Source organism: Sphingobacterium sp. CZ-UAM (assembly GCF_002000245.1).
Taxonomy (GTDB): Bacteria; Bacteroidota; Bacteroidia; order Sphingobacteriales; family Sphingobacteriaceae; genus Sphingobacterium.
The window spans coordinates 2,310,312-2,337,128 of sequence record NZ_MTCM01000001.1; the positions used below are offsets into that span (position 1 = coordinate 2,310,312).

The 26,817-nt window shown below is 40.4% G+C and carries 28 protein-coding genes and 3 tRNA genes; 17 read left to right on the forward strand and 14 right to left on the reverse strand.

Translation table 11 applies throughout. The features are described from left to right. Positions 1 to 129 precede the first annotated feature (129 nt). Together lpxB and BWD42_RS09900 are read left to right on the forward strand one after the other, a co-directional pair. Complete coding sequence (lpxB, locus tag BWD42_RS09895) at positions 130 to 1,245, forward strand: lipid-A-disaccharide synthase (RefSeq protein WP_077435942.1); 1,116 nt, start codon at positions 130 to 132, stop codon at positions 1,243 to 1,245. Positions 1,246 to 1,301: 56 nt separating this feature from the next. After that, positions 1,302 to 1,937, forward strand: coding sequence for a hypothetical protein (locus BWD42_RS09900; protein WP_077435502.1), 636 nt, complete (start codon positions 1,302 to 1,304; stop codon positions 1,935 to 1,937). 54 nt (positions 1,938 to 1,991) lie between these two features. Here the strand turns inward: BWD42_RS09900 and BWD42_RS09905 are convergent, their stop codons facing one another. The 3 genes from BWD42_RS09905 to BWD42_RS09915 are packed head-to-tail and all read right to left on the reverse strand — an operon-like array spanning position 1,992 to position 5,096. Beyond that, positions 1,992 to 3,095, reverse strand: a complete 1,104-nt coding sequence (locus tag BWD42_RS09905; protein ID WP_077435504.1) for a DUF3810 domain-containing protein — start codon at positions 3,093 to 3,095, stop codon at positions 1,992 to 1,994. 6 nt (positions 3,096 to 3,101) lie between these two features. Continuing rightward, on the reverse strand, positions 3,102 to 4,160 hold the full coding sequence (locus tag BWD42_RS09910) for a nucleoid-associated protein (protein ID WP_077435506.1): 1,059 nt from the start codon (positions 4,158 to 4,160) through the stop codon (positions 3,102 to 3,104). A 9-nt stretch (positions 4,161 to 4,169) separates the two neighbouring features. Further along, positions 4,170 to 5,096 (reverse strand): histone deacetylase, encoded by a 927-nt coding sequence (locus tag BWD42_RS09915; protein ID WP_077435508.1) that lies wholly within the window; start codon positions 5,094 to 5,096, stop codon positions 4,170 to 4,172. A 174-nt stretch (positions 5,097 to 5,270) separates the two neighbouring features. Here BWD42_RS09915 and BWD42_RS09920 point away from each other — a divergent pair, with 174 nt between their 5' ends. From BWD42_RS09920 to BWD42_RS09930, 3 genes are read left to right on the forward strand one after another with little or no spacing between them, the layout of a single operon-like run. Further along, positions 5,271 to 5,912: a YceH family protein gene (locus tag BWD42_RS09920; protein WP_077435510.1), complete on the forward strand. Its 642-nt coding sequence runs from the start codon at positions 5,271 to 5,273 to the stop codon at positions 5,910 to 5,912. 3 nt (positions 5,913 to 5,915) lie between these two features. Continuing rightward, positions 5,916 to 7,106, forward strand: coding sequence for an MFS transporter (locus BWD42_RS09925; protein WP_077435512.1), 1,191 nt, complete (start codon positions 5,916 to 5,918; stop codon positions 7,104 to 7,106). Between the two features lies 1 nt (position 7,107). Next, the gene (locus BWD42_RS09930; protein ID WP_077435514.1) at positions 7,108 to 7,995 is read left to right on the forward strand and encodes a DUF72 domain-containing protein; all 888 of its coding nucleotides are present in this window, start codon (positions 7,108 to 7,110) and stop codon (positions 7,993 to 7,995) included. Between the two features lie 91 nt (positions 7,996 to 8,086). Here the strand turns inward: BWD42_RS09930 and eno are convergent, their stop codons facing one another. The 9 genes from eno to BWD42_RS09975 all read right to left on the reverse strand — a co-directional run bounded on the left by eno (position 8,087) and on the right by BWD42_RS09975 (position 14,190). Next, complete coding sequence (gene eno / locus BWD42_RS09935) at positions 8,087 to 9,382, reverse strand: phosphopyruvate hydratase (protein ID WP_077435516.1); 1,296 nt, start codon at positions 9,380 to 9,382, stop codon at positions 8,087 to 8,089. A 211-nt stretch (positions 9,383 to 9,593) separates the two neighbouring features. Then, entirely contained in the window at positions 9,594 to 10,694 is a 1,101-nt protein-coding gene (gene carA, locus BWD42_RS09940) for a glutamine-hydrolyzing carbamoyl-phosphate synthase small subunit (RefSeq protein ID WP_077435518.1), read from the reverse strand. Between the two features lie 220 nt (positions 10,695 to 10,914). Next, entirely contained in the window at positions 10,915 to 11,235 is a 321-nt protein-coding gene (locus tag BWD42_RS25195; protein ID WP_077435520.1) for a DUF2752 domain-containing protein, read from the reverse strand. Continuing rightward, on the reverse strand, positions 11,235 to 11,588 hold the full coding sequence (locus tag BWD42_RS09950) for a TM2 domain-containing protein (RefSeq protein WP_077435522.1): 354 nt from the start codon (positions 11,586 to 11,588) through the stop codon (positions 11,235 to 11,237). Before BWD42_RS09950 ends, BWD42_RS25195 begins: the two co-directional genes overlap by 1 nt. 496 nt (positions 11,589 to 12,084) lie before the next feature. Beyond that, positions 12,085 to 13,083, reverse strand: a complete 999-nt coding sequence (gene obgE / locus BWD42_RS09955) for a GTPase ObgE (RefSeq protein WP_077435524.1) — start codon at positions 13,081 to 13,083, stop codon at positions 12,085 to 12,087. 38 nt (positions 13,084 to 13,121) lie between these two features. Beyond that, the gene (locus tag BWD42_RS09960; RefSeq protein ID WP_077435526.1) at positions 13,122 to 13,691 is read right to left on the reverse strand and encodes an adenylate kinase; all 570 of its coding nucleotides are present in this window, start codon (positions 13,689 to 13,691) and stop codon (positions 13,122 to 13,124) included. A 74-nt stretch (positions 13,692 to 13,765) separates the two neighbouring features. Further along, positions 13,766 to 13,839 (reverse strand) — tRNA-Arg (locus tag BWD42_RS09965). Between the two features lie 172 nt (positions 13,840 to 14,011). Next, positions 14,012 to 14,085 (reverse strand) — tRNA-Arg (locus tag BWD42_RS09970). A 28-nt stretch (positions 14,086 to 14,113) separates the two neighbouring features. Next, positions 14,114 to 14,190, reverse strand: a tRNA-Arg gene (locus BWD42_RS09975). A 186-nt stretch (positions 14,191 to 14,376) separates the two neighbouring features. Between BWD42_RS09975 and BWD42_RS09980 the strand changes: the two genes are divergently transcribed. Beyond that, entirely contained in the window at positions 14,377 to 15,204 is an 828-nt protein-coding gene (locus BWD42_RS09980; protein WP_077435528.1) for an alpha/beta fold hydrolase, read from the forward strand. Between the two features lie 126 nt (positions 15,205 to 15,330). On the opposite strand, the gene BWD42_RS09985 is transcribed toward BWD42_RS09980, so the two are convergent. Further along, on the reverse strand, positions 15,331 to 15,666 hold the full coding sequence (locus BWD42_RS09985) for a DUF3276 family protein (protein ID WP_077435530.1): 336 nt from the start codon (positions 15,664 to 15,666) through the stop codon (positions 15,331 to 15,333). Positions 15,667 to 15,930: 264 nt separating this feature from the next. Here BWD42_RS09985 and BWD42_RS09990 point away from each other — a divergent pair, with 264 nt between their 5' ends. The 6 genes from BWD42_RS09990 to BWD42_RS24710 all read left to right on the forward strand — a co-directional run bounded on the left by BWD42_RS09990 (position 15,931) and on the right by BWD42_RS24710 (position 21,512). Continuing rightward, positions 15,931 to 16,812: a LiaF transmembrane domain-containing protein gene (locus tag BWD42_RS09990; RefSeq protein ID WP_077435532.1), complete on the forward strand. Its 882-nt coding sequence runs from the start codon at positions 15,931 to 15,933 to the stop codon at positions 16,810 to 16,812. Between the two features lie 3 nt (positions 16,813 to 16,815). Then, positions 16,816 to 17,862, forward strand: coding sequence for a sensor histidine kinase (locus BWD42_RS09995; protein ID WP_077435534.1), 1,047 nt, complete (start codon positions 16,816 to 16,818; stop codon positions 17,860 to 17,862). Next, the gene (locus tag BWD42_RS10000; RefSeq protein ID WP_077435536.1) at positions 17,855 to 18,595 is read left to right on the forward strand and encodes a LytR/AlgR family response regulator transcription factor; all 741 of its coding nucleotides are present in this window, start codon (positions 17,855 to 17,857) and stop codon (positions 18,593 to 18,595) included. The genes BWD42_RS09995 and BWD42_RS10000 overlap by 8 nt, the downstream gene beginning before the upstream one ends. A 31-nt stretch (positions 18,596 to 18,626) precedes the next feature. Next, a complete protein-coding gene (locus BWD42_RS10005; protein WP_175992008.1) occupies positions 18,627 to 20,069 on the forward strand; it encodes a serine hydrolase domain-containing protein in 1,443 nt (480 codons plus the stop codon). A gap of 319 nt (positions 20,070 to 20,388) precedes the next feature. Then, positions 20,389 to 21,363: a 2-hydroxyacid dehydrogenase gene (locus tag BWD42_RS10010; protein WP_077435540.1), complete on the forward strand. Its 975-nt coding sequence runs from the start codon at positions 20,389 to 20,391 to the stop codon at positions 21,361 to 21,363. Then, on the forward strand, positions 21,360 to 21,512 hold the full coding sequence (locus BWD42_RS24710) for a hypothetical protein (RefSeq protein WP_175992009.1): 153 nt from the start codon (positions 21,360 to 21,362) through the stop codon (positions 21,510 to 21,512). Before BWD42_RS10010 ends, BWD42_RS24710 begins: the two co-directional genes overlap by 4 nt. Here BWD42_RS24710 and BWD42_RS10015 read toward each other — a convergent pair. Further along, positions 21,509 to 22,375 carry a mechanosensitive ion channel family protein gene (locus BWD42_RS10015; RefSeq protein ID WP_077435542.1) on the reverse strand — a complete coding sequence of 289 codons (867 nt, stop codon included), beginning with the start codon at positions 22,373 to 22,375 and terminating at the stop codon, positions 21,509 to 21,511. The two genes, BWD42_RS24710 and BWD42_RS10015, sit on opposite strands and share 4 nt — an antisense overlap. A gap of 147 nt (positions 22,376 to 22,522) precedes the next feature. On the opposite strand from BWD42_RS10015, the gene BWD42_RS10020 reads away from it, so the two are divergent. The 5 genes from BWD42_RS10020 to asnA all read left to right on the forward strand — a co-directional run bounded on the left by BWD42_RS10020 (position 22,523) and on the right by asnA (position 26,816). Continuing rightward, positions 22,523 to 23,389, forward strand: a complete 867-nt coding sequence (locus BWD42_RS10020; RefSeq protein ID WP_077435544.1) for a helix-turn-helix domain-containing protein — start codon at positions 22,523 to 22,525, stop codon at positions 23,387 to 23,389. Between the two features lie 2 nt (positions 23,390 to 23,391). Continuing rightward, entirely contained in the window at positions 23,392 to 23,817 is a 426-nt protein-coding gene (locus BWD42_RS10025; RefSeq protein ID WP_077435546.1) for a DUF983 domain-containing protein, read from the forward strand. Positions 23,818 to 23,843: 26 nt separating this feature from the next. Next, on the forward strand, positions 23,844 to 25,022 hold the full coding sequence (locus BWD42_RS10030) for a cysteine desulfurase family protein (RefSeq protein ID WP_077435548.1): 1,179 nt from the start codon (positions 23,844 to 23,846) through the stop codon (positions 25,020 to 25,022). Between the two features lie 80 nt (positions 25,023 to 25,102). Next, the gene (locus BWD42_RS10035; protein WP_077435550.1) at positions 25,103 to 25,429 is read left to right on the forward strand and encodes a HesB/IscA family protein; all 327 of its coding nucleotides are present in this window, start codon (positions 25,103 to 25,105) and stop codon (positions 25,427 to 25,429) included. Between the two features lie 340 nt (positions 25,430 to 25,769). Then, positions 25,770 to 26,816 carry an aspartate--ammonia ligase gene (gene asnA, locus BWD42_RS10040; RefSeq protein ID WP_254846206.1) on the forward strand — a complete coding sequence of 349 codons (1,047 nt, stop codon included), beginning with the start codon at positions 25,770 to 25,772 and terminating at the stop codon, positions 26,814 to 26,816. Position 26,817 lies beyond the last annotated feature (1 nt).

Below are 26,817 nucleotides of genomic sequence, written 5' to 3' on the forward strand. Positions count from 1 at the left end.
TAATCTTATCTTTAACAATTCGAAACAACATTAATATTCCGATGAAATATCCGTATTTGAAAAGCATAAATAGCGTGAAAAATAGAATGGATGTTTCATATGGCCATTAAAAGAATAAATCATTTACATATGAAATACTATATCATTGCTGGCGAAACATCAGGTGACCTACATGGAGCCAATCTCATCAAAGCACTTAAAATAGAGGATCCCACAGCTACATTCAAAATAGTTGGCGGTGATTTAATGCAGGAAGCCGCTGGAGAAAATGCATTGATACATACTTCAGCGATGGCTTTTATGGGTTTTGTGGAAGTTTTGAAAAACCTGGGCAAAATAGCTAAAAATTTGAAAGCAGTAAAAAATGATCTGTTGAAAGAAAGACCCGATGCTGTTATACTCATCGACTTCCCAGGCTTCAATTTAAAAATTGCCGAATTTGCCAAAAAACACGGTATCAAAACATGTTATTATATTTCACCAAAAGTATGGGCATGGAATCAGGGGCGTGTGAAAAAAATCAAAAAAATTGTCGATCATATGTTCTGCATTCTACCTTTTGAGGTTGATTTCTATAAAAAATGGCGGATGCCGGTCGATTATGTGGGCAATCCCCTGCTCGATGCTATTTCAGCCTATTCTTTTAATCCGAAATTCAGGGATGAAAACGGTTTTACAGACAAACCAATCATCGCCTTACTGCCGGGCAGCCGAGAAATGGAGATTTCCAAACTTCTTCCCATTATGGCCGAACTCCCCTACTTCTTCCCCGTGCATCAGTTTGTCATCGCCGGTGCACCTAATTTTGCCGAATCTTATTACAAACAGTTCATGAGGGGGATCGATATTCCGGTTATTTTCAATCAAACATATGATATCCTAAACAATGCGGAGGCCGCAGTAGTCACCAGTGGTACCGCGACACTGGAAACAGGTATATTAAAAGTTCCGCAAGTTGTCGTATACAAGGCAAATGCAATATCGGTTTGGATTGCCAAATTAGTGGTTAAAGTGAAGTTTATTTCATTGGTAAACCTGATAAACAACTTTCTATCTGTAAGAGAGTTAATTCAAGAAGATTGCACAGCATACGATATTTCGTTTGAGGTCGGTGAACTGATAAACAACAAGGCACATCGGGCGAGCGTGTTAGAAAATTACGATATCCTCGCCGAAAAACTGGGCACACCGGGTGCCTCGGAGAAAACGGCTAAATTAATTGTAAAATATCTTAGTAAAAATTAAACTCTTTGGGCTTTCAATTGTCAAACTACTAATTAGTTACATATAATTAAAGCTTTATGAAATCGAAATTTATTTTAGGCTTTCTTTTTTGTGTCGCATTTACCTTTGTGGGTAAAGCGCAAGAAACACAGCATTTCTCCAAGCTTGAAATTGGAAAAAAAGCCAAGAAAAATATTGACAGCAAAGACTCCACCGCAGTTATCCATATTGATACATTGATCATGAAGGATAATTCCACCCTTTCCTTTTACGGAAAGAAAAATGTCAAAATCACCATTGGTTACGCGGAGATCGGAAACAAGGCAACTTTCTATGGGACCGATGGTAAGAATAACGGCGCCAATTTTGATATTAACGCCAATTTTCAAAAATTGGGTTCACTGTATATTATTGCGAAAGGCGATGATGCATTTAATGGAACCAAAACATTCCCTAATGGAAATGGTGGCAAAGTGAAAGTTACCCTGGCAACAGGAAGTATAAAGCCACAGGCAACAGATAAGAAATCACCAAATTATATCTATGCCGATGTCGTAGCGGGTGGCAGAGCTGTCAATGCAAACACAGATTTGAGAAATATCTATGATCGGATCAAAACCGCTCCTACAGGCCTTAGAGGTTTGCCACAAGGGCAGATTTACTCCGGTAGCGCAGGGACGGAAGGTTCCTTTGAGCTGATTTCTACCCAATAGGGAGAACGGGACAACATAAGCTAAAAAAGCATCAATATGCATATTGATGCTTTTTTAGTGTCTGTTTTTTTTACAAATGTAATGACAGCCTCTCCTTTTTAGTTCATAGGCCAATACCAATCTTGTCATCCGGTCGTATCTTGCCATTCCCTCCTTCTGATTGTTATGTGTTAGGTATTGATTGTAAAACAATCCCATCAGATCGTTGATCCAACCGGTATAATTGCTCCAAAATAAGCGTTCATCAGCGATATCAGCCAGTACCAGCTTGCTTAATCTTGTTTGATATTCCTTCGAAAGATCTGGATACATGCCGCGCAATTCTCCAAGCATATACAATGTTGTTTGCAAATAAGCGGAATAGCGATAAAAGGATTGCGGATGATGCTGCAATCGGACAAAAGCGATAAAATTGGCTTCATCCTCAAACCCTACCCCTTGTTGGTGGGCGAGCTCATGTACATATGTAAACGGAAAAGATAAAGCTGGCATGGCATAATTTACCTGCGCTTCGTGTGTAAATGGATTGAAATAACCTGAAACACCGAAATACGAAGCAACCACACTGTTTAGAGGCGATTTGGCCTGTACCTGGCTACCTGATAAAAAAGATGAAAATGTAGTATCATTTTTCACCCAATTCGCCAGATCCGCCCGTATATGATCTTTCCGATCTGCCCATTGTGCAGGATTGACCTGTTCCCGCAAGGCATTTGTACTATCCAGGTATTCATCGAGTACCATGAGATAGTCAGCAAGCTTCATGCTATCAACCTGCAGCTTTGCATTCACACTGATCGGCTTCCGATAATAATTTAATCCCCAGGAGATATAGAAAAAAATATATAGCCCAAGCAATAGGTTTACGATAAATAAAAAGGTTCGGCAGGCATCCGACCATTTTTTACCCCATAGCTTGCGTATAAGATTAACCAGCCAATAGAGCAGAAAAATAACCGTGAAGGCGTAAAAAATATCCCCTATGCTAAAGGGAATATAGCCAAAAATAAATTTTGGAATATGACCATAAAACCGATAAAATCCCCGTGCATAAAATTCCTCGATCCATAAACTACTGCTTTCGATCAACGATAAAACGAATAGCAGCCCGATGAATGATCCAAAAATAAAAACAGCTATTTTATCGCGCTTTGTCATAAATTATTAGCTTTCGTTTTCGAAATAGACCTTATAATAGTTCATCCCTTTATCTTCATCAAATCCCTTCTCAAGGTATTCCCGTTTTCCATGCACATAGATATGAAAGTTCTTGTCCAATTTGAGTACAGACTTGTAGGACGATTCCATCTTTTTGACAGCTTTATCCGCTATTTCGAAACTTGACTGAAAGGGTGAATCAAATTCATTTTCAAAGCCAGCTTTATAGTCCTGGAACATGGCTATCGCCTGGGGATTTCCCAACACTTCTTCTTCAAATTCCTCCTGAACAAAAGTTTCCTTTTCTTTAAAGTAGTTCATGGATTTATTCATCAAATCAATCTTATCGGCCTTCTCCAGTTCAAATGTTTCATCGAGTTTCTCCTGAACAAAATTCTTATAGACTTTTAAGTAGTTGCCTGTCTGATTGAAATTGTCGTTACGCACGCGCAGTTTTAGAAACTCGTCTTTCCAATACACCGCTTCCTGCTGTCTATTGGTCTGATCCAGTACCAGCACCTTATAGCCCTCCTCTTCCTCAACATTGATGATAATACATCCTTTGTCCAACTTGTTGATGTTGATTGCCTCCTGCTCATATTCCAAGGTGAAAGCCCCTTGTTCAGGATATACCTTTAGGTAAGTCTCTTTGTTTTCCGATTTAAATATACCAATAGCATCGTGTTCCTCGCCTTCAATCTGCACATTTTTCAGCGCCACCACATACACCTCCCCTGCTTTAATCTTGGGATGGTTGGACACCTCATACAGGTGTTTCGAAATCTGCTGCGAAAAATCGTGAAAGGGTAACTGCTCCTTGAAGTACTGGCGAACAAAATAGAACACCTCGTTCAGATCCAGTTCTTCATTGGGATGATATAGACGATATACTTCGTTCACTTTCGCAAAGGGGCTCATAAAGTACTGCATCAAAAGTCCGGGCAATACTTCATCGCCTTCAAGGGATACAGGGACGTCAGACAGGATATAAAACTCATCCTGTGCTTTGTTTCCTACTCGGTGTATAGATAATGCTTCAAAAGTTGCGTCTTGGTGAAAAAACATATTCTTATTTTATAAATTATATAAATCTATTGCTATTTTAAATGTTTGGCAATGTGCATTGACAATATCTTTGATCTGCGGAGAATAGCCGCCCCCCATGCTTACCTGAACAGGAATATGCTGCTGATGACATAGTCCCAATACAAGTTCATCCCTTCGCGCGCAGGTTGTTGGACTTAAATTCAATTTTCCTAGTTTATCGGTTTCCAAGATATCTACACCCGCCTGATAAAAAACAAAATCAGGCCGGATACGCTCAAATAAATCCCGCAGATTCTCATTCAGGATCGCCAAATATTCTTTATCTGTTATATTTTCAGCGAGTCCGATATCTAAGTGAGAACGCTGCTTGATAAAGGGATAGTTCTTCTCTCCATGCATCGAAAAGGTAAACACCTGCTGATGCCCTTCGAATATATGCGCTGTCCCATTGCCCTGATGTACATCCAGATCAATGATGAGTATTCGATTTGCAAGCTTCTGTTGTAATAGATAACCTGCAGCTGTCGCTTGATCGTTCATCAGGCAAAAGCCTTCACCGAAATCATGGCCAGCGTGGTGGGTCCCACCTGCAATCGTAAAAGCTACCCCATATTTTAAGGCATAACCTGCAGCCTGAATCGTTCCATCCAAAATATAGCGTTCGCGGTCTACTAAGCTCTTGCTTAAGGGAAATCCGATCCTGCGTACCATTTTTGCATCCAAAGTCAAATCAAACAGTTTCGTCACGTAAGCCGGGTCATGGACCAGACAACAGGTTTCAAAACTCGCCAGCTCAGGCCTGTAAAAATTAGCTTCATTGGCCAATCCCTCATGCTTCAACTGTAGCGGGATCAACTCATACTTTAACATCGGAAAGCGATGTCCTTCTTTGACCGGATGGATAAACTCGGGATGAAAAGCTATCTTAAGCACTTTAAATCTAATTTTATTCATGCGAAGATAATAAAAACTAAAGCAATCCCATTTTATCCAACAATATCAATCGGATATTTTGGAGTTGTATAGGAAAAAGGGCATCTTTGGGTAAGAACAAATCTTCAGTTTGATGTCAGCCGTCGTTTGACGTTAAACTTATATTCGATCATAAATAGATACATTAAAAATAATATGGAAACGACTAATTTGCCTCAATTGTCTGCAATGGAACAGCGTGTCCTAGGCTCCCTGATTGAAAAATCAAAGGTAACCCCCGAATATTATCCAATGACAATCAATAGCTTACAAGCCGCATGTAATCAAAAAACTTCACGCAAACCTGTCGTTCAATACAGCGAAGAAGACATCGTCAATACACTGGATATCCTGAAAAAGAGAGGGTTGATTTCGACCGTTATCGGTGGTGGATCCCGGGTCACCAAATATAAGCACAATTTTGCCATACAGTTTCCTCTCGTGCCATCCGAACTGACTATTATTTGCCTATTACTTCTCCGTGGGCCAATGACAGCCGGTGAAATCAATTCAAATGCCGGAAGATTATACGAGTTTGAATCCTTAGGTGAAATTAATGAACAATTGGAGAAGCTTGCTCAAGAGGGCTATTTGAAAGCTCTTCCCAAACAAGCCGGACACAAAGAGGTACGTTATATCCACCTGTTGGGTGAAGTCAATATGGAAACTTTTGAAAATAGCAGCAGTACAGCAAGCGGAGCAGCAGATCCGGCACTTTTGGAACGTATCGGACAACTCGAACAGGAAGTCGCTGAATTAAAACAGAAGTTTCAGGAATTGTGGGACGAACTACATTAATCGATGACGAATACCACTGATTCCAAAGCAGGATTATCCCAGGCAACCTTATGGTTGATGACCATTGCTACAGGCCTGGTTGTCGCCAACAACTATTATAATCAGCCACTACTGGGACTAATTGCCAAAGACCTAGATCTTAGTGAAGCCACAGTAAGCAATTCAGCCATGTTAACACAAATTGGTTATGCCTGTGGGCTTCTATTGATTGTTCCCCTGGGCGATATGTTTAAGAGAAAGAAAATGATTTTAATTGATTTTATATTCATTATTCTCTCATTGGCCGGAATGGCACTTTCCCAGTCTATTGCAGCTATCCTCAGCTTTAGTTTTTTGATCGGCTTTACATCCGTGATACCACAAGTTTTTGTACCCATGGCTGCTGAGCTTGCCCCGAAGGAGAAACAGGCTGCTGCAATAGGTATGGTCATGTCAGGATTATTGATCGGTATCCTATTATCACGCGTGGTCAGCGGATTTGTCGGTTCCTACTTTGGCTGGCGTGAAATGTATTGGATCGCCACAGTGATCATGGTCATCACAGCTATGGCCATCGCCATCAAATTACCCGAAGTTAACCCGAATTTTAAGGGTACCTATAAGGAATTGATGCTTTCGGTATGGAACTTCGCTAGGAAACAACCTGTGCTGCAGTTAGCTGCATTTCGTGGTGCGATGGGATTTGGGGCTTTTTCAGCCTTCTTTACAACCTTGGTATTCCATATCCAGGGGCCACCATTTTTTGACGGGCCAGCTACCGCTGGTGCATTTGGCCTTGTGGGGGCCTGTGGTGCCCTTGCAGCTGCTTTTGTCAACCGGATGACCGTATACATGGGTACAGCAAAAATTATCCGCTACGCGATAGTATTGATGCTCTTTAGCTGGCTGCTTTTTGCGTTATTCGGCAACTATTATTGGGGTCTGATCATTGGGGTGATCCTCATTGACCTGGGATTACAGTCCATGCACATCTTAAATCAGAGTGATTTCTACGCGCTCAATCTTGGCGCTAATAATCGCCTGAACACCGTTTATATGGTCAGTTATTTTATCGGTGGTTCAACAGGCACCTTTTTTGCTGCGCAAGCATGGCAGCATTTCCAATGGCCGGGGGTTATTGCCGTTGGCACGACATATAGCCTTTTAGCTTTGCTCGCACACTTATTATTTGATCATAAACTAAGAAAAAACTAATATGAAATTTGGCCAAGTAGATCATCCCGAAGAGGTAGATTTCACCCTACCAGCTACTCCAAAAGAGACTTTAGCCCTTTTACAGCATTTCAAAAATAAAGAACCATTTGAAGTATATGTCGGCTGTGCAAAGTGGAACAAACAGGATCTAAAGGGTTTTTATCCAAGAGGCACAAAGGACGAACTTGTTTACTATGCCAATCAATTTAACAGCATCGAACTCAATGCCACCTTCTATAATTCACCCAGCCTGGAGCAGGTAGAAACCTGGAAGAAGAAAACTCCGGCAGATTTTAAATTCTTCCCCAAAGTTCCCCAGTCGATCAGTCATTTTAGTCGATTGCTTAACGCAACGGATAAAGTCAAGTTATTTACAGATGCTGTTGTCCGATTTGACGAAAAATTAGGGATGGTCTTTCTGCAAATGCATGACAACTATAGCCCAAAAGACATGGCGCGGTTAAAATTATTTTTGCACGACTGGCCACAAGATGTTCCCTTAGCATTGGAAGTTCGAAATAAAGAATGGTTCTCAAAGGCTGAAGTAACGAATGAACTCTATACCTTGTTGGAGGAGACCGGTGTGACCAATGTATTGGTGGATACGGCGGGCAGAAGGGATATGTTGCACATGCGGATGACTACACCTGTCGCCTTTATCCGTTATGTCGGCGCCAACCATGCATCGGATTACGCGCGTCTGGATAATTGGATAGAAGTACTAAAACTCTGGCGGGATAATGGATTACAGAAACTGTATTTCTTTATCCATCAGAATGTCGAAATTGAATCCCCCCTGCTGGCAACACACTTTATTAAGAAAATGAATGAAACATTTGATTTGAACCTTAAATATCCTAATAAAGCAACAGGCAATACCTTATTTTAACGGGGTATTCTCTTTTCCAGAATAAAACTATTCCTAAAAAAAGTAAGGCCTAATCCGTGGATTAGGCCTTACTTTTTAGGATAGGGTAAACCTATTTTTTTGCATATTTAAAGTTTTTGCCGATGAAGCGAGCATTACCGCCCAATTCTTCTTCGATACGCAACAACTGATTGTATTTAGCCATACGGTCAGAACGGGAAGCTGAACCTGTTTTGATTTGACCACAGTTCAACGCAACCGCCAAGTCAGCGATCGTCGCATCTTCTGTTTCACCTGAACGGTGAGACATTACTGAAGTGTAACCAGAATTTTGCGCTAAAGTCACTGCATTGATTGTTTCAGTCAATGAACCGATTTGGTTTACTTTGACCAAAATAGAGTTTGCAGTATGGGTATCGATACCTTGTTGAAGACGTTTTGTATTTGTTACGAAAAGATCATCACCTACCAATTGAACGTGATCGCCAATTTTATCAGTCAATGTTTTCCAACCAGCCCAGTCATCTTCAGCCATACCATCTTCAATAGAGATAATAGGATATTTCGCTGTCAATTCTGCTAAATAGCTTGCTTGTTCTTCGCTAGAGCGTACTGCACCTTTATCACCTTCAAATTTAGCATAATCATATTTGCCATCTTTGTAGAATTCAGAAGAAGCACAATCCAATGCTAAACAGATGTCTTGACCCGGTTTGTAACCTGCGATTTCAATTGCTTTCAATACCGTTTCGATCGCATCTTCTGTTCCCTCAAATGTTGGTGCAAATCCACCTTCATCACCTACTGCTGTAGAAAGACCTCTATCGTGTAAGATTTTCTTTAATGTATGGAATACTTCTGTTCCCCAACGTAATGCTTCAGAAAAAGAAGGAGCGCCTACTGGCATGATCATAAATTCCTGGAATGCGATAGGCGCATCGGAGTGCGATCCACCGTTGATGATGTTCATCATCGGAATAGGCAAGGTATTAGCATTCACACCGCCAATATAACGGTATAAAGGTTGACGTGACTCTTGTGCAGCTGCTTTTGCTACCGCCAAAGAAACACCTAGGATAGCGTTTGCACCTAAATTACCTTTGTTTTCACTACCGTCTAAATCAATCATGATTTTATCGATGGCATTTTGCTCGAAAACATCTACGCCTTCCAAAGCTTTCGCTATTTTGGTATTTACATTTTCAACAGCTTTCAAAACACCTTTACCCAAGTATTTTGACTTGTCGCCATCGCGCAATTCTACTGCTTCGTGAACACCTGTTGAAGCACCTGAAGGAACAGCTGCACGACCAACAAAACCATTTTGTGTAGTAACATCTACTTCAATTGTAGGGTTACCGCGCGAATCCAAAATTTGACGCGCATGAACATCGATAATTAAACTCATCTCTTTATTAGACTATAATTTATTTTCATTACTTAGTGTAAATAAGACACACTCCTATCTACAGACATTTTTCACAACCAAATATAACAAAAAATGTATTTATTCCGTCATTTATTGTGAATAAAATATGACCAATCTGAATAATTGATTCTGCAAATCGCATAAAAAACCCTCCACGATAGGGAGGGTTTTTATGCGATGCTATGTTTGCTTAGTTTTTGATCATTGCGACGAAATCATCAAACAGGTAACGTGAATCGTGTGGACCTGGGGATGATTCAGGGTGATATTGAACCGAGAACGCTTTTTGCCCTTTGATACGGATCCCTTCGATAGATTGGTCGTTCAAATTAACGTGCGTTATCTCCACATTTTCCGAATTTTGGATATCTTCAGCTACAACACCAAAACCATGGTTTTGTGAAGTAATTTCACAACGGTTAGCGATAATATTTTTGACCGGGTGATTGATACCACGGTGTCCATTATGTAATTTGCTTGTGCGGATACCATTAGCCAGCGCTAAAATCTGATGACCTAAACAGATCCCAAACATCGGCTTGTTTGCATTCAGGATAGATTTTACGGTTTCGATAGCATAATCCATTGGTGCAGGATCACCGGGGCCATTTGAAATAAAGTAACCATCAGGATTCCATTTTTCCATTTCCTCAAATGTTGTCTTAGCCGGGAAAACTTTTGTATAAACATCACGTGCCTCAAAATTGCGCAGGATATTTTTCTTGATCCCCAAATCCAGCACAGCTACACGTAAAGATGCATTTTCATTTCCGAAGAAATAAGGCTCAGTAGTCGTTACCTTAGAAGACAGCTCAAGACCATCCATCGAAGGAACTTTTGCCAATTGGCTCTTTAATTCCTCAACGTCTAGTGTTTCCGAAGAAATGATTGCATTCATGGCTCCTTTATCACGGATATGTCTTACCAATGAACGTGTATCCACATCGGAAATACCCACCAAATTTCCCTCCTCAAAGTAGCTTTGAATAGACTCATCAGCCATTTTACGGCTATAGTTGATGTTGTAGTTTTTACAAACTAGTCCCGCAATCTGAATTTGATTTGATTCGGTATCGTCCTCATCAATACCATAGTTACCAATATGGGCATTGGTTGTTACCATGATTTGTCCAAAATAAGATGGATCTGTAAAAATCTCTTGATAACCGGTTGTTCCTGTATTGAAACAGATCTCACCAGTAGTCGTACCAATTTTACCAGCGGCTTTACCGTGATAAACTGTACCATCTTCTAAAACTAAAATTGCAGGCAATTTGCTGTAGTTGGTCATTATCGATGTAATATTATAAAATGTGTATCTCTTCTGTTCTGAATCTTAAAGCCTTCCCTATTGGATATAAAAAAAGCCCTCAAATGGGCTAAAATATGAATTAACAATGCATTACGACGATTGACAAACCGTTTCCTAAGGCACCTACCAATAAAGACTCTACTTTAATTTTCACGGGAGACAAAGTTACGACATATCAATTAAAAGTGAAAAACATTTTTCAATTATTTTGCAAGGAATCAATTTGTCTTTGTCTAAACCGCCAAAAGTCTCTTAAAATCAAAAAGATGAATACAGGAAAGATTCCAAAAATCATTGGATTTGCAGACCAGGCATAGGCCCATTCCATTTTCAGCAGCGCAATTAATGCAGTTGTCAGACCGCAACCGGGACAATCATATCCGGTCACTGCCTTCCAAAGACAAGGAATGAGGATATGAATATCCGACAGCATATACAATACAATTGCAGCGCTAAAATATCCCATAACAATGGTATAAATCCAATGTAATCGCAGATATTTCAGCACCATATAAGCCATTAATTATTATTTACGGGACTTTTGATGTATTGACCATCTTTATCCTTATACCTTCCAACAATGATCATAATCAGATCGATAAGCGACCAGATTCCACATCCACCCAAAGTAATCAATTGCAGAATAGCTGTTCCGATCTGCCCTAGATAGAAGCGATGTCCTCCGAAAGGCCCCAGAAACAAACAAAATAACAAAGCGGGCAACCAACGATCATCCTGAATACTACGGTTCTGTTGGAAAGGTTGATTCGCATAGAATATAGGTTGTTTAACACCACAGAGCGGGCAGACCTCAGCTTTAACGTTAATTAGCTGACCACATTCCACGCAATATTTTTCGTCTTCTGATTTCATTTAGATTTTTTTGGCGATGGAACTAAAAACCAATATCCACCAGGGTTTAAATAATAGGTTGAAATTAATAAAAAAACTTAAAAAACAAATTATATCCAACGCCTTATTACATACTGCGAATGGAGAATGATCTATTACTGCAATAACTGCGTTCTTTTTGTTACATAAGCGCAGCTTTTTCCTTTATTTTTTTTTCAACAAGCCAGAAACAATTAGTGACCAACTTTAGCCTTTCCACATTACTTGCTCAGTGATTGTTCAGTGATCACTCAGTGCAGACTGAATAAACAGTGAATGAGAACTGAATAATCACTGATTGAAAATTGTGTTTAGGTTGAAGTTGGTATTTGAATGTATCAGTTTTAATGCTTACCTTAATTCTTTATTATCAGCCAATTTGAGCAATTATCAAAAAGGGGATATTAACCACCATTCATATAAACAGGAAAGGCGCTTCATGACATGAAGCGCCTTTCCTGTTTATATTTTCCAACTCTTACGAGTTTATTGCTTTCCAGATCATATCTTTCAAAGGCAGAATATTTTTACCGGTGACGGATGAGATGAAAATATGTGGAAGCCCCTCAGGAAGCTGCTGTTCCATTTCCTTCTCTAATTCATCATCGAGCATATCAGACTTTGTAATCGCCAATAACTTGGGTTTATCTGCTAGCTCTGGATTATATGCTGTTAATTCATTCAGCAAAATGCCATACTCTTCCGCTATCGTCCGGTCTGTATCGGCAGGTACCATAAAGAGCAGGACAGAATTTCTTTCGATGTGTCGTAAGAAGCGATAGCCAAGCCCCTTCCCTTCGGAGGCGCCTTCAATAATACCCGGAATATCAGCCATTACAAAGGAACGATTATCGCGGTAACTTACCATACCGAGATTAGGCACCAACGTGGTAAATGGATAGTTGGCAATCTCCGGTTTTGCTGCTGAGACTACGGATAATAAAGTTGATTTACCTGCATTTGGGAAACCTACCAAACCGACATCCGCCAGTACCTTGAGTTCGAGAATAATCCATTGCTCTTTACCCGGCATTCCTGATTGTGCAAATCGAGGAGTCTGTTGGGTCGCCGATTTGAAATGCCAGTTACCAAGACCGCCTTTCCCTCCGGGAACCAAGATCTTGGTTTCGCCATCCTCGGTAATATCAAACAAGACCTCTCCAGTTTCGGCATCTTTGGCAATAGTACCCAGTGGCACTTCCAATATTTCATCATGGCCAGTTGCACCAGTCCGTAGCGAACTGCCACCTGATTCACCATTGGAAGCAATGATATGTTTACGGTACTTCAAATGGAGTAAAGTCCAAATATTCGTTGTTCCTTTTAGGATGATATGACCACCGCGGCCACCGTCCCCGCCATCGGGTCCTCCTTTAGCTGTGTGCTTGTCCCGATGCAAATGAGCCGAACCTGCCCCGCCATGTCCCGAACGACAACACACTTTCACATAATCAACAAAATTCGATCCTTGCGCCATTACAATATATTACAGTCTAAAAAAAGTATGTATTTCAATTAATAATTATCGATAATATCCGTTAGGTTTTTGAAAATTGTATCGATATCACCGATTCCATCCACCTTGGATAATTTACCTTGTGCTTCATAATAAGGCAACACATGAATTGTTTTTGTAAAATACTCATCAATGCGTTTTACCAATTTATCAGCATCATCGTCTGAACGGCCAGAGATCTCTCTACGTTTAGCGATGCGCGCTTTCAATTCGTCTTCATTTACATCCAGTGCGATTACAACTGAGATTGACGTGTTGATACCTTCCAAAAAAGCATCCAATGCCTCAGCTTGAGCAACAGTACGTGGAAATCCGTCAAAAATAAATCCTTTTGCATCAGGATTCTTTTTCACTTCCTCTTCCAGCATTGCTATCGTAATCGAATCTGGCACTAAATTTCCCTCAGCAATAATCTGGCTTACTTGTTGACCAAGTGGCGTTTGACCTTTAATATGTGCTCTAAAAATATCACCAGTTGAAATATGGATCAATTGATATTTTTCAATAAGCTTTGCAGATTGAGTTCCCTTACCTGCACCCGGAGGGCCAAATATTACAAGGTTTAGCATAGTTTTATTTAAGAAATTAAAACGAGTTAAAAAATAAAAGCCTAATCACAGATGATGACTAGGCTTTTCAGTCGTGCGCTCCAAGGGAGTCGAACCCCTAACCTTCTGATCCGTAGTCAGATGCTCTATCCAATTGAGCTAGGAGCGCATTAAACCATTACATTTAGAACTCTGTCCCATTTGTTTTGGTGACGCAAATATAGTCAGAATTCATTTTTTTACAAATTTTTTTTCAAAAAGAAGTTTCCACAGCCCTCAATATCCTCCCCTTACTCCACCTTTTTTTATAAAAAAAGCCAATCTTTACGATTGGCTTTTTGTGCACTCCAAGGGAGTCGAACCCCTAACCTTCTGATCCGTAGTCAGACGCTCTATCCAATTGAGCTAGGAATGCCTCTTTTTAAGTATACAGAGACTGTATATGGTGCGCGCCAAGGGAGTCGAACCCCTAACCTTCTGATCCGTAGTCAGATGCTCTATCCAATTGAGCTAGGAGCGCTGGGCTTCCAAAACAAATCCGTATCCTTTTCCGTTTTGGTGATGCAAATATCGACATATTTATGGATTTAACAAACATTTTTTCTCTTTTTTTAACTTTATGAAACAACATTTCGTTTATCTCGTTGATAATATTATATTTAAAATATCAACTTTTTTTTTCAGACACTGACAAATGTTATTATTCATGAGCAAAAGAGAATTAAAACTCAGCAAAATCCGTATTGGAGACATCAGCATCTCGTATTATATCCGCCCCAGCAAATCATACCCTGCCCCTAAAACCGTCCTATTTATCCATGGGTTCCCTTTCAACAAAAACACCTGGAAGCAACAATTGCTGGATCTTGACGAAGAATACACTGGGATTGCCATCGATGTGAGGGGACATGGCCTGAGTACCAATGGGCATGGCTTCTTTTCCGTAGATGTGTTTGCAAAAGATCTTGTTGAATTTATCCGGAAATTGGATCTCAATCATGTTGTGCTCTGCGGCATCTCTATGGGGGGCTATATTGCCCTGCGCACCTATGAGCTGATCGGCCAACAGTTAGCAGGTTTGGTTTTATGTGACACCAACTCCCTTGCGGATGACAACAAAGCCAAACAAAAACGCTTTGATTCCATACAGGCATTACTTAAATATGGGCGGAGACCATTTGCGATCGGTTTTACGGAAAATGTATTTTACGAGAAAACGATCCAGGAAAATCCGGAGGCTGTTGAACTAATCAAAAGTTGTATTCGCCGGAATGAGCTTTCCAGCATCTGTGCGACACAACTTGCGCTCGCTTCCCGTACCGACACGACACATTCCCTAAGAACAATTATTATCCCGGCCCTGGTGGTGAAAGGGAAGCACGATAAATTAATGAGCGAGGAGCAGACAAATATTCTTATTGAAAACATCCCCGATGTTAGATTCATGGAGTTTGAAGAGTCGGGACATTTGCCAAATCTTGAGGAACCCGAAAAGTTCAACAGGGTATTGAATGAATTTTTGGCCAGTACCTAACGATGCACTCCCAGGATAGCGCTATATACTCAGGGTAGCGCTATAGATTAAAAATAGTTCGGAAATAAAAAAAGCCACATGAGTGGCTTTATTTCTTTTTTCATAGAGATTTCATCCTAAGGTACGTTAGAACGAAAAATCATCTTTTGAACGACCATCGGCTTCTTCAGCGTAGGCATCGTCAAAGTTAGGCTCATAACGTTTTTCGATTACTTCCTGATTAGACTTAATGTAATTGACAACATCTGTCAAACCTTCCGCAAACTTTTCAAAATCTTCTTTGTATAAGAAAATTTTATGCTTAATAAACTGGCCATCCTCAAAGCGCTTCTTGCTTTCTGTGATAGTAATGTAGTAATCGTTCGATCGAGTTGCTTTTACATCAAAAAAATAAGTTCGCTTACCTGCTCTCACCTTTTTTGAAAAAACCTCTTCACGCTCTTTGTTTTCAAAATCTCCCATTGGTTGTTATTTAAGTTTAAAGTAATCTTAATCTTTGATAAATATATAATAATTCATTTTAATCCACCAAATAATATTAAAAAAAAAGACAATAAACCGTAAAAATGGCATATCCATTCCATAGGCAATGGATAAAAATTAAACAACAAGATTTTTTACCGACGAAATCAGTACATTTACCGAAAATATAAGTTGTATTACCTAAAGCGAATATGTCTAGTTTATTTATGCGCCTATCTTTGAGTCATAAATAGTAAAAACATTATGGAAAAAGAACCCATCATACCAAACAGCAATAACAGCCGCAATATCGTTGGAGCGATTGTGATTATTATAGGTATATTCCTATTATTACATAATTTAAATTTAGGAGACTGGTTTCCGGGCTGGTTATTTGGATGGCAAATGATTTTAATCATTATCGGACTGGTCATCGGGATAAACTCCCAATTTCAGAAGAAATCAGCGATAATCCTTTTGATTATTGGCGGTGCCAGCCTGATCTCTCGCATGATGCGTACGGACTTTGGTTCGGTAACGGTCCCAATTATCATCATTTCTCTTGGGATTTATTTCATCATGAGTAAACGGAAACCACCCATGGTTCCACCAACTTATCCAAATCCGCCTCAGGATCCTTACGACTGGGACAAACGGGTGAATATAGCAACGGATAATCCCGTAGACACTACAGCCCCGGATGTTGAAGCTAAACCTTTTAACGATCAATACGGATCAAGCCAACAAGCCTCGCCTAACGCGCAGGCTTTTGGCAACAAAGAGAATAGCTCATTTCATCAGTCTTTTGAGGACAGCCTTAATCTAAATTCGATTTTTGCGGGCCAAAAGAAAGTCATCTATTCCAAACAATTTAGAGGCGGTAATTTGACCAATGTCTTCGGAAGTATTGAACTGGATCTCACAAAAGCGGATATCCAACAGCCGATTGTCATTGACACCTTTCAGTTGTTTGGCAGCGCACGCATTATTGTACCGCCGCATTGGACGGTATTCAGTAATGTAGCCTCGATCTTAGGATCTGTCGATGACCGAAGATTCCAGACGATTTACAACCCTGACACCGATAAAAAGATCTATATCACCGGAACATGTATATTGGGCAATTTAACGATAAAAAATGCTTAATAGATGAAAAACAAACTGTCTCTCAGTGTTAAAAGTCGATTAATAGGCATTATTTGTATATCCGTATTTATCGGATATCTTGCATTACAATATTTACTGATGCTACGCTCGGGATTTGATGCCCAACTAGCATTTAAAGATTCGTTGATCAATAGTGCTGTGATGATGTTTTGCTGCTATGGTATGTCCTCCGCATTAAATTTCTACACACCACAACCCCGCGAGATATGGAAGGTCCTGATTATAGGCTTAATAATGGCCGCCATCAGTACTGGGTTGAGCCGTTTTCTAATGAACTATTTTATTCAGCCCAACTTTATCACGCTACTGGATTTAACATTACCTTTTCGTGGTATTGTCAACTTCCTTATCCTCACTTCTGTTGCTATTATCAATATCGTCTGGAATATCCAGGAAGATAATATCAATAACATCAAACGGAAACAGGAGTCTGAAAATCTGCTTCGCGAGGCGGAGCTCTATAATTTAAGGCAGCAATTACAGCCTCACTTTCTATTCAACAGCTTAAATTCGATCATCGCCCTTATTGGCGCCAATCCGGATGAAGCGCGCAACATGACATTTCAGTTGTCTGATTTTTTAAGGGGCACGATGAGAAAGGAAAACAATCAGATTATCACACTGGAAGAAGAACTAGACCATCTACAACTTTATCTTGATATTGAAAAAGTACGCTTTGGTCATCGCCTGAACACTTCCATCTCCTCTTCTGAGGAAATATTCAGCAATAAATTGCCAGCAATGATCATCCAGCCATTGGTAGAAAATGCCATTAAGCATGGACTGTACAATATAACCGATCAGGTTGAAATACAAATTAAATGCACCTCACAGGAGGGACAGCTTCTGATCCAAATTACCAATCCATTTGATATCGAGGAGCAATCAAGCCCCAAAAAAGGTACCGGCTTCGGGCTTTCCAGTATTCAACGTAGATTATATCTCCTTTATGGTCGAAATGATCTTCTGGAGACACAGATTCAGGATAATATATTTACTAGCACCCTAAAAATACCTCAATATGATTAAAGTCGTTATCATTGATGATGAACCCTTAGCACGCTCCATTATTGCGGGCTATTTAAAAAATGAAGCCGATGTGACCATTATGGCTGAGTGTGGCGACGGTTTTGAAGGCGTTAAAGCAATCCAGACACATGAACCTGACCTGGTGTTTTTGGATGTCCAAATGCCCAAATTGACTGGTTTTGAAATGCTCGAACTGGTAGACGATCCACCCGCCATTATTTTCACCACGGCGTTTGACGAATATGCGTTAAAAGCTTTTGAAAAAAATGCACTGGACTATCTACTAAAACCGGTTTCCCCGATGCGTTTCAAAAAAGCGTTGGAGAAATTTAGATCCAGCTATTCTGCACCCGAGAAGAAGGTTCAACCCAACTATGAGGTACTCACAGCGCAGGACGAAACCAAGATCGACCGAATTGTTGTCAAAACAGGTACCCAGATCAAAATAATTCCGATAGATACGGTCAAGTACCTGGAGTCTTATGATGACTACGTAAAGATTCATACCAAAGATGGCATGTACCTCAAGAATAAGACCATGGCATTTTTTGAAAAATCCCTTGATCCAAATCAGTTTGTACGTATCCATCGTTCGTTTATCATCAAGGTCGATCAGTTGGCTAAATTGGAGCCTTACGAAAAGGATTCCTATATCGCAGCTTTGATCTCTGGTGAGAAGCTCAATATCAGTAAATCAGGCTACGCCCGATTAAAACAATTGATTGGAATTTAAACATTCCGTAGATTTGTGCCTAACAATGGTTATGAAACATTTTTATACAGCAATCTTGTTGGGCATCACATCTTACTCCTTTGCTCAGACAAATCAGGCGGAACAAGTCAACAAAGGCGTTTACAATAGACTGGAGTTTTTCATCAATTCCCAGATGACAGATTCTGCCTATAATCTAGCGAGCGATTCTTATAAACAACAATATAGCCTTCCAAAGTTTACACAGATGCTGCAACAGATCTATCCTTTGGGCAGGATCAAAAACTCAGATATCATCAATTTCGAAAAAGGTACAGCAACCTATCGGCTGGATTTTGACGATCAGACTTATGAAGTATTGTTTGCAACAGATTCGACACTCAAGTTTAACAGCCTGCATTTTAGTCAGCTGAACGAAACCACAGCAGATAAAAATACCGACGAGAAACCGCTTGAGGCAACGATCACTTCAAAAGCCGTCGACAAAGAGGATTTTTTCATTGATTCTATTGCAAACTCTTACCTAAAACAACAAAATGCAGCCTCGCTTGCCGTAGGTGTTATTAAAAATGGGCAGTCGAAAACCTATTTTTACGGTGAGACCGCAAAAGGTAACCAAACGTTACCGACGAAGACTTCACCCTACGAAATTGGCTCCCTTAGCAAAGTCTTTACGGCGATCCTATTATCGAATCTTGTTGAAGAAGGAACAATTACCCTGGATCAACCTGTATCATTATTTCTCCCAGATTCACTGAAAAAGAATGAGGATCTGGCGAAGATAACTTTTCAGATGTTAGCCAACCATACTTCCGGGCTCCCACGTCTTCCCGACAATTTTGATAAAGTAAAGGGATATAATGAAAATGATCCTTACAAAGGATACGACAAAAAAGCACTTTATAACTATTTATCTAGTTTCAAAAACAAAAAAACAGCAGGCGAGGAATACGAGTACAGTAATTTGGGTTATGCACTTTTGGGCGATATCATCTGTAGCATCTACAAAAAACCGTATGAACAGATTGTCCGTGAAATTATCTGCAAGCCACTCGATATGAATAATACCTTTCAGGTATTAGACCCTAAAAGAAAAGATACCTTTAAAGTATACAATAAAGACGGTCAAGAAGTAACCCCTTGGTCTTTTGATGCTTTTAGCGCCGCTGGTGGCCTAAAGTCAACCGTGGAAGATCTGCTTAAATTTGTAAACGCACAGTTTAAGATGCCACAAAGCCCACTGGAAAATGCAATGGCCAACACCAGGTCATTTACCTTCTTTCTCCCTCCGGATACGGACTTGGGTTTAGCTTGGCATATGAATTTGCTTGATGATCTTACTTTCTATTGGCACAATGGCGGAACAGCAGGAAGCAGCTCCTACCTCGCCTTGTCTCCGGATAAAAAAAGTGCTGTCGTCATCTTGTCCAATACCGCACGCCCTGTCGATGACATCGGGAAAAGCATTTTAGACAATCTGCTTCACACAAATTAAGCCGCTCATACTTTCACAAGAATCAACAGCGATGAGAATTCACCGAAGACTTTTTCCGGCCAGTAAACCGAAGCTAGCAAGCGTATTGATATTGTAAAAAAACACGAATCAATCAAAACACTACCGGTTAAGAAAAAAAAGCAAAATATGATTAGCAGGGCTATATCGAAACAACGATATAGCTTTTTTTGTTATCATAAAAAGGATTATTTTTTTATTGTTACACAAGTTGTTAAGCATTAACTTTGATGAATAGCCCAAATAAACCGGGCAATCATCATTTTATTTTACAACAGGATCCACGATACATAACATTTACATGAAGATATTTATCACGAAACGAATCCCACAAAAAGGCATTGATCTATTAACGGCTGCCGGACATGAGGTAGCAATACATGATTCTGCTACCCCACTATCTCCTACCGATCTTATCCAAGCAGGGCAGCAGGCCGATTATATACTGAACGGTGGCATGCAAAAGTTTGACGAAGAATTTTTCCAAAGCTGCCCCAATCTTAAAGCGCTCTCTCTGATGAGCGTTGGTTATGATAATGTTGACATCCCTGCTGCGACAAAATATGGCATTCCTGTGAGCAATACACCGGGTGTACTTTCCGGTGCAACAGCTGATGTTGCTTTCCTATTGATGCTGGCCGTTTCCAGGAAAGCTTTCTTCAATCACAAGCAGATTCTACAGGGTAGATGGAAGGGTTTCGACCCTACAGCACATCTGGGTATCGAGCTCAACAATAAAACATTAGGTATTTATGGCCTTGGAAGGATTGGTTTCGAATTTGCCCGAAAAGCAAGAGCTGCATATAACATGGAAATCATCTATTATAACCGTGGGCGGAACCTGGAAGCCGAACGGATCTTGGGAGCGAGATATGTCAACTTTGATGACCTACTAACCCAAAGTGATGTACTTTCCATTCACGCGGCACTCACGTCAGAGACAGCCAATCGGTTTAATCTGGATACATTTAAGCGCATGAAAAACTCGGCGATTCTGATCAACACAGCTCGTGGCGGATTAGTACAAGAGGACGATCTTGCCAGCGCTTTACGCCTGGGGGAATTATGGGGAGCCGGGCTCGATGTCACAAACCCTGAACCAATGGCAGCGGACAACCCACTGCTAAATCTTGAAAATGTCTGCATTCTACCGCATATTGGATCCGCAACCGTGGAAACCAGAGACAATATGGCGCTAATGGCAGCAAGCAATTTATTGGCAGCAATCAAAGGTGAAAAGATGCCACAAACGATCAATCCAGAAGTCTATACATGAAACGACATTTCTTTCAGTTCCTGAATAAGCTAAATAAAGCAATTCTTCCCAAATATGGGAAGCAGGATCCGCTTAAACTAAAAAAGTACCAGCAGGCCATAATTGCCTACCGGTACTTTATTCTGATCAGAGCCCTTGCAGATGATTAACTATCTGTTTTGACTTGTTTCCCCTGGTCGTTCGCATTGGAAATAATGCTAATCTGTGTCGGATTAGGTGCCACGCTCATATCATTTCTTTCGAGTTCAAGCATAATTTTTTCCTGCATTGAATTGCGTGCCGGCCAATAATGTTCGCGCTTTGTCCATGCTCTTACGGTCAACACTATTGAACTCGTTCCCAATTCCTTCACAAATACTGTCGGTTCGGGGCTAGTCAAAATAGTCTCATTTGAGCGAAGCACTCTAAGGATAATATCCTTTGCGTCTTTTATATTTTTGTCATAAGATATACTCACCGTATATTCAAACATCCGCTGAACGATTTTCGTATAGTTCTTGATTACCGAATTGGCCAATGGACCATTTGGACTAAAAATCCGGACACCATCGTCACCGATTAATGTAGAGTATAAAATATCTATTCGTTCTACCGTCCCAGCCGTACCATTCGCACTCGAGATGTAATCCCCCACTTCAAAAGGCCTAAACATCAGTATGAGCACACCGCCGGCAAAGTTACTTAAACTTCCCTGTAGCGCCATACCTACAGCTAAACCAAATGCAGACAGTGCCGCAATGAAAGAGGTCGTCTGTATGCCAACCTGACTGGCAACCGTCAATAGCAACATCACCCACATCACAATCTTGACGATACTAGAGATAAATGCGCGGATTGAAGGATCGACATTTCTTCTCTCAAAACGCTTGTGCAATAATCGGTTGACCAGATCGATGACGTATTTACCAATAATCAATAAAATAATACCACCTATAATACCCGGTATTGAATCAATGACGATATCGGTCAATCGTCCAAATCTAGTCCCTAGACTATTTAAATTACTTTCCATGTTTGTTAAATATATTTCAATGCATTTTGAAACAAGGATTGTTCCAACATCCCTGTACAGGATTCAAAACTTTAAAATCGTTGAAAAATACCATAAAACATAAAATTATCACCACTGTAAAAAGAATATATACACTAACTTTGTAATATGAATAGAAAAAACACCATTCCTATTATAGATAGTTGCAGTATAGACCTCAACAATAAAACAACTATCCACATTGATGACTTAAGTGAATACGTCATCAAACATGCCGATATGGTGTTTCCTCATAAGCACAATTTTTTTCATTTTGTATTATTTACAAAAGGTTCGGGTGCGCACATCATCGATTTTAATCATTATAAAATTGCCCCCTTTCAGATCTACTTCATGGCCCCGGGCCAGGTGCATACCTGGAATTTTGCTGGCGATGAGGAAGGCTATGTGGTTAATTTTTCGGTGGACTATTTTCAATCGTTTTTATTACGTACAGATTATCTGGAGCGTTTCAGTTTTCTTCAGGGCAAAATTGAGCACTTGATTTTTGAACTGGAAGAACCTTGCCGCGCTCAGGCCACGAATATTCTGGACGAGATTTTATCGGCAAAGTCCAGCGGCCTATCCGAAGATTACATCCGTACACTGCTGCTCCAATTTTTATTATATGTCTCCATCTGTTCTGAAAAAGAACAAAAAGACGGTAGCAACCCCTATAATCATAAAATATTCAATAGTTTTCAGCAATTGGTGGAACAACAGTTTAAATCCACCAAATTACCAAGTGTATATGCGGATCAACTATTTATCACGCCAAATCATCTGAACGCGATCTGTAAATCCTATATCGGTCAGTCTGCGGGTGAGATCATCCGCAACCGGATTGTCCTGGAAGCGAAGCGACTATTAATCAATCGAAATTTAAATATCACTGAAATTGCAAATGAATTGCAATTTAAGGACAACTCATATTTCACCAAATTTTTTAAAAAATCCACTGATCTCACACCCGAGGAGTTCAGAAAACAACTATAACTATGGAAGAAGTTAAATACGAATTATCCGAATTCAAAGCCGCATGGCAGGCAAAATGCCCGAGATGTAGAGTCGGTCATGTTTATCAAGGCCCCGCCTATGGTCTAAAGGTTCAAAAGATGAACAGTCATTGTGAATACTGTGGCTTGCGTTACGAGCGTGAACCAGGGTATTTCTACGGTGCCATGTATGTCACCTATGCATTTGCCATTGCAGAGATGGTCACAGCCTGTATGGCAACTTACATCCTTACCGGCAATGACTCATCCTTCATTCTTTATGCGACTGTCGCTATATTAAGTGTTGTGTTGATGTCTCCCTTCAACTACCGATATTCCCGCATCATTTTGATGTACTGGCTCACACCGGGGCTACGCTATGATCCCAATGTCAAAAAGAAGGAAGTTGATGTGAAAGCTTCGGCATAAACGCCATTATCCTTATCTTTATCCTGATGAAGGATACCATATATTTGGACAATAATGCAACCACACGGATTTTGGATGAAGTATGGCAGGAGATGACCCCTTATTTCATCCAAAATTATGCTAATGCGTCCAGTGTTTACCACCAGATGGGTAGAGCCGCCAATGCAGCTGTCCAACTGAGCAGAAAACAGGTTGCCGAGGTTTTAAATTGTACGCCTAAGGAAGTTTTTTTCAATTCCGGAGCTACAGAAAGCATTAATACCATATTGCAGGGTGTGTTTGACAGATACCGGTCTCAAGGGAATCATATCATTACCGCTGCTACGGAACATAAAGCAGTATTAAGCTGCTGTGAACAGCTGACCAAACAGGGCGCACAAATCACTTATCTTCCTGTTGACAGCCAGGGGCATATCTCCTTGGATGATCTTAAAAATGCTATTACAACCAAAACCATATTAATTTGCCTGATGGCAGCGAATAATGAGACCGGCGTACTGACCGAAATTGAAGAGGTGGCAGCTATCTGTCAAGAAGAAGACATTCTATTTTTTTGCGACGCCACACAAGCAATCGGAAAAGTTGCGATCGACCTCCAGCAGCTTCCTATCGATCTTTTATGTCTGAGTGCACATAAAATTCACGGTCCAAAGGGAATTGGTGCACTTTATATCCGGCGCAAATCAAAGCCCATTCAGCTTACTCCACTAATTTTAGGTGGTGGCCAGGAAAATGGCTTTCGCGGCGGCACCTACAATGTTCCGGCCATCGTCGGCTTTGGAAAGGCAATCTCCATGCTAACCCCACAAGCCTATAGCAACGTTCGGGCGTATCGGGATCTGCTGGAAGCTGAACTGGCTGATATTCCTGAAATTATTATACATGGGCAAAATACCCTACGCCTACCGACGACAAGCTACATCAGTTTCAAGCATGTACTCGCAAGCGAGATCATGACCGCATGTCCTACTTTAGCCTTATCCTCCGGCTCCGCCTGCGTCACCGGATCAAGGGAACCTTCACATGTACTGCTGGCTATGGGCATATCCAAAGAAGATGCACTTGCTGCGATCAGATTTAGCCTAAGCATATTGACTACGCGTGAAGAAATCCTACAATGCGCGCAACTGATCAAAGAGGCTGTACAAAAAATAAGGGATCAATCGCCGATATGGCAACTTTTTAAGGCTGGTTTGATCGGTTAATTTATGACATTCTAAAAACTTAAGCGCAGACGAAATATAGCGAGATTGTATGTATCTTTGTTGTAGACAAAGATACAACTATGATTACAGTTACTGATAAAGCAAAAACTCGTATCGAGGAAATCATGAAGGATGAGCAATATGACAGCAATTACTTTGTGCGTGTTGCTGTAGAAAGTGGTGGTTGCTCAGGCTTAAGCTATAAACTGAATTTCGATAATGAGGAAAAAAAGGGAGATCAGTTTTTCGAAGATAAAGGGGTGAAAATCTGTTTGGATATCAAATCATTCCTCTATTTAGCAGGAACCGAACTTGATTATTCCGATGGGCTGAACGGAAAAGGATTTGAATTTCATAATCCAAATGCAAGCCGTACCTGTGCCTGCGGCGAGAGTTTCTCGGTATAAGCGCCCCCCATTCAATAGAACAAAAAAAGCCCTGAAAATTATTTCAGGGCTTTTTTTGTTCTGAAAATATCTGTTTTCTATTGGTCAGAAAGAAGCTTCAGCTGACTTTCATGGTTGCTGGTGCTTATAGGAGCATGAAGGTTTTATGAGGTCGGCTGAGTTTAGTTGCACCGACAAATTAATAGTTTTATAATTACCTATTGACCTATTCACTTTTTCTTGTAAAATTTATATTTTTTCAACATTTTAATAGATAAATATCAAAAATAACAACAAAACATATTAGCAAATGATATTTTCATATTTTTGTATCAAATAACTGAATAAGAAAAATGATGCGATGTACAACGATCCGTACATGGCTTTTCAATTGACTCATATGGAGGGAAGAAAACTTTTAAATACCGAAGTTGCTATCAGCTTCGTTAAAGATACATTTGTCCAAGAATTAAAAAACAAGTTAAATTTGATTCCAATTTCCTCGCCACTGGTGGTCTTGGATGGCACAGGATTAAACGATGATCTGAATGGCATCGAGCGACCTGTTGCCTTTCCGATCAAATCTTTAAATGAAAAACGGGCAGTCGTAGTTCATTCATTGGCAAAATGGAAAAGAGTACGCTTAAAAGAGCTTGAGATGTTACCGGGTGAAGGTATTGTCACCGATATGAAAGCCCTTCGCCCAGACGAGGATTACACCCCTATACATTCCATTTATGTAGATCAATGGGACTGGGAAAAAGTAATCGGAAAAGAGCAGCGTAATTTGGCTCTGCTGAAAGATACTGTACTCAAAATATACGAATCACTTCGATTTACAGAATTACAGGTGGAGCGTAAATACCCACAGATCAAAGCGATCCTCCCAGAGACGATCACATTTATCTCTTCGGAGGAACTATTGCAAAAGTACCCCGATTTAAGTGCCAAAGAAAGAGAAAATGCCATCACAAAAGAATACGGCGCTGTATTTCTGTACGGTATTGGTGGTGCCCTGAGCAATGGGGTGGCACATGATGGCCGGGCGGCAGATTACGACGATTGGAGCACAACTAACGAGGCCGGCTATAATGGTTTAAATGGCGATATCCTTGTTTGGAACCCCATTCTAAATTCAGCATTCGAGCTTTCATCCATGGGGATTCGTGTCGATAAAAAAGCATTGGCTCATCAGATGGAAATCAGAAATTGCAGCGAAAAGTCTAAGCTAACGTTTCACAGCATGTTGCTTAACGATGAATTACCCGAATCTATTGGCGGTGGTATCGGCCAGTCACGTGTCTGTATGTTTATGCTTAAAAAGCAACACATTGGCGAAGTACAGGTCAGCATCTGGGAAGAAGATAAAAAACAAGCACTACGCGAAGAAGGTATTGATATACTTTAAA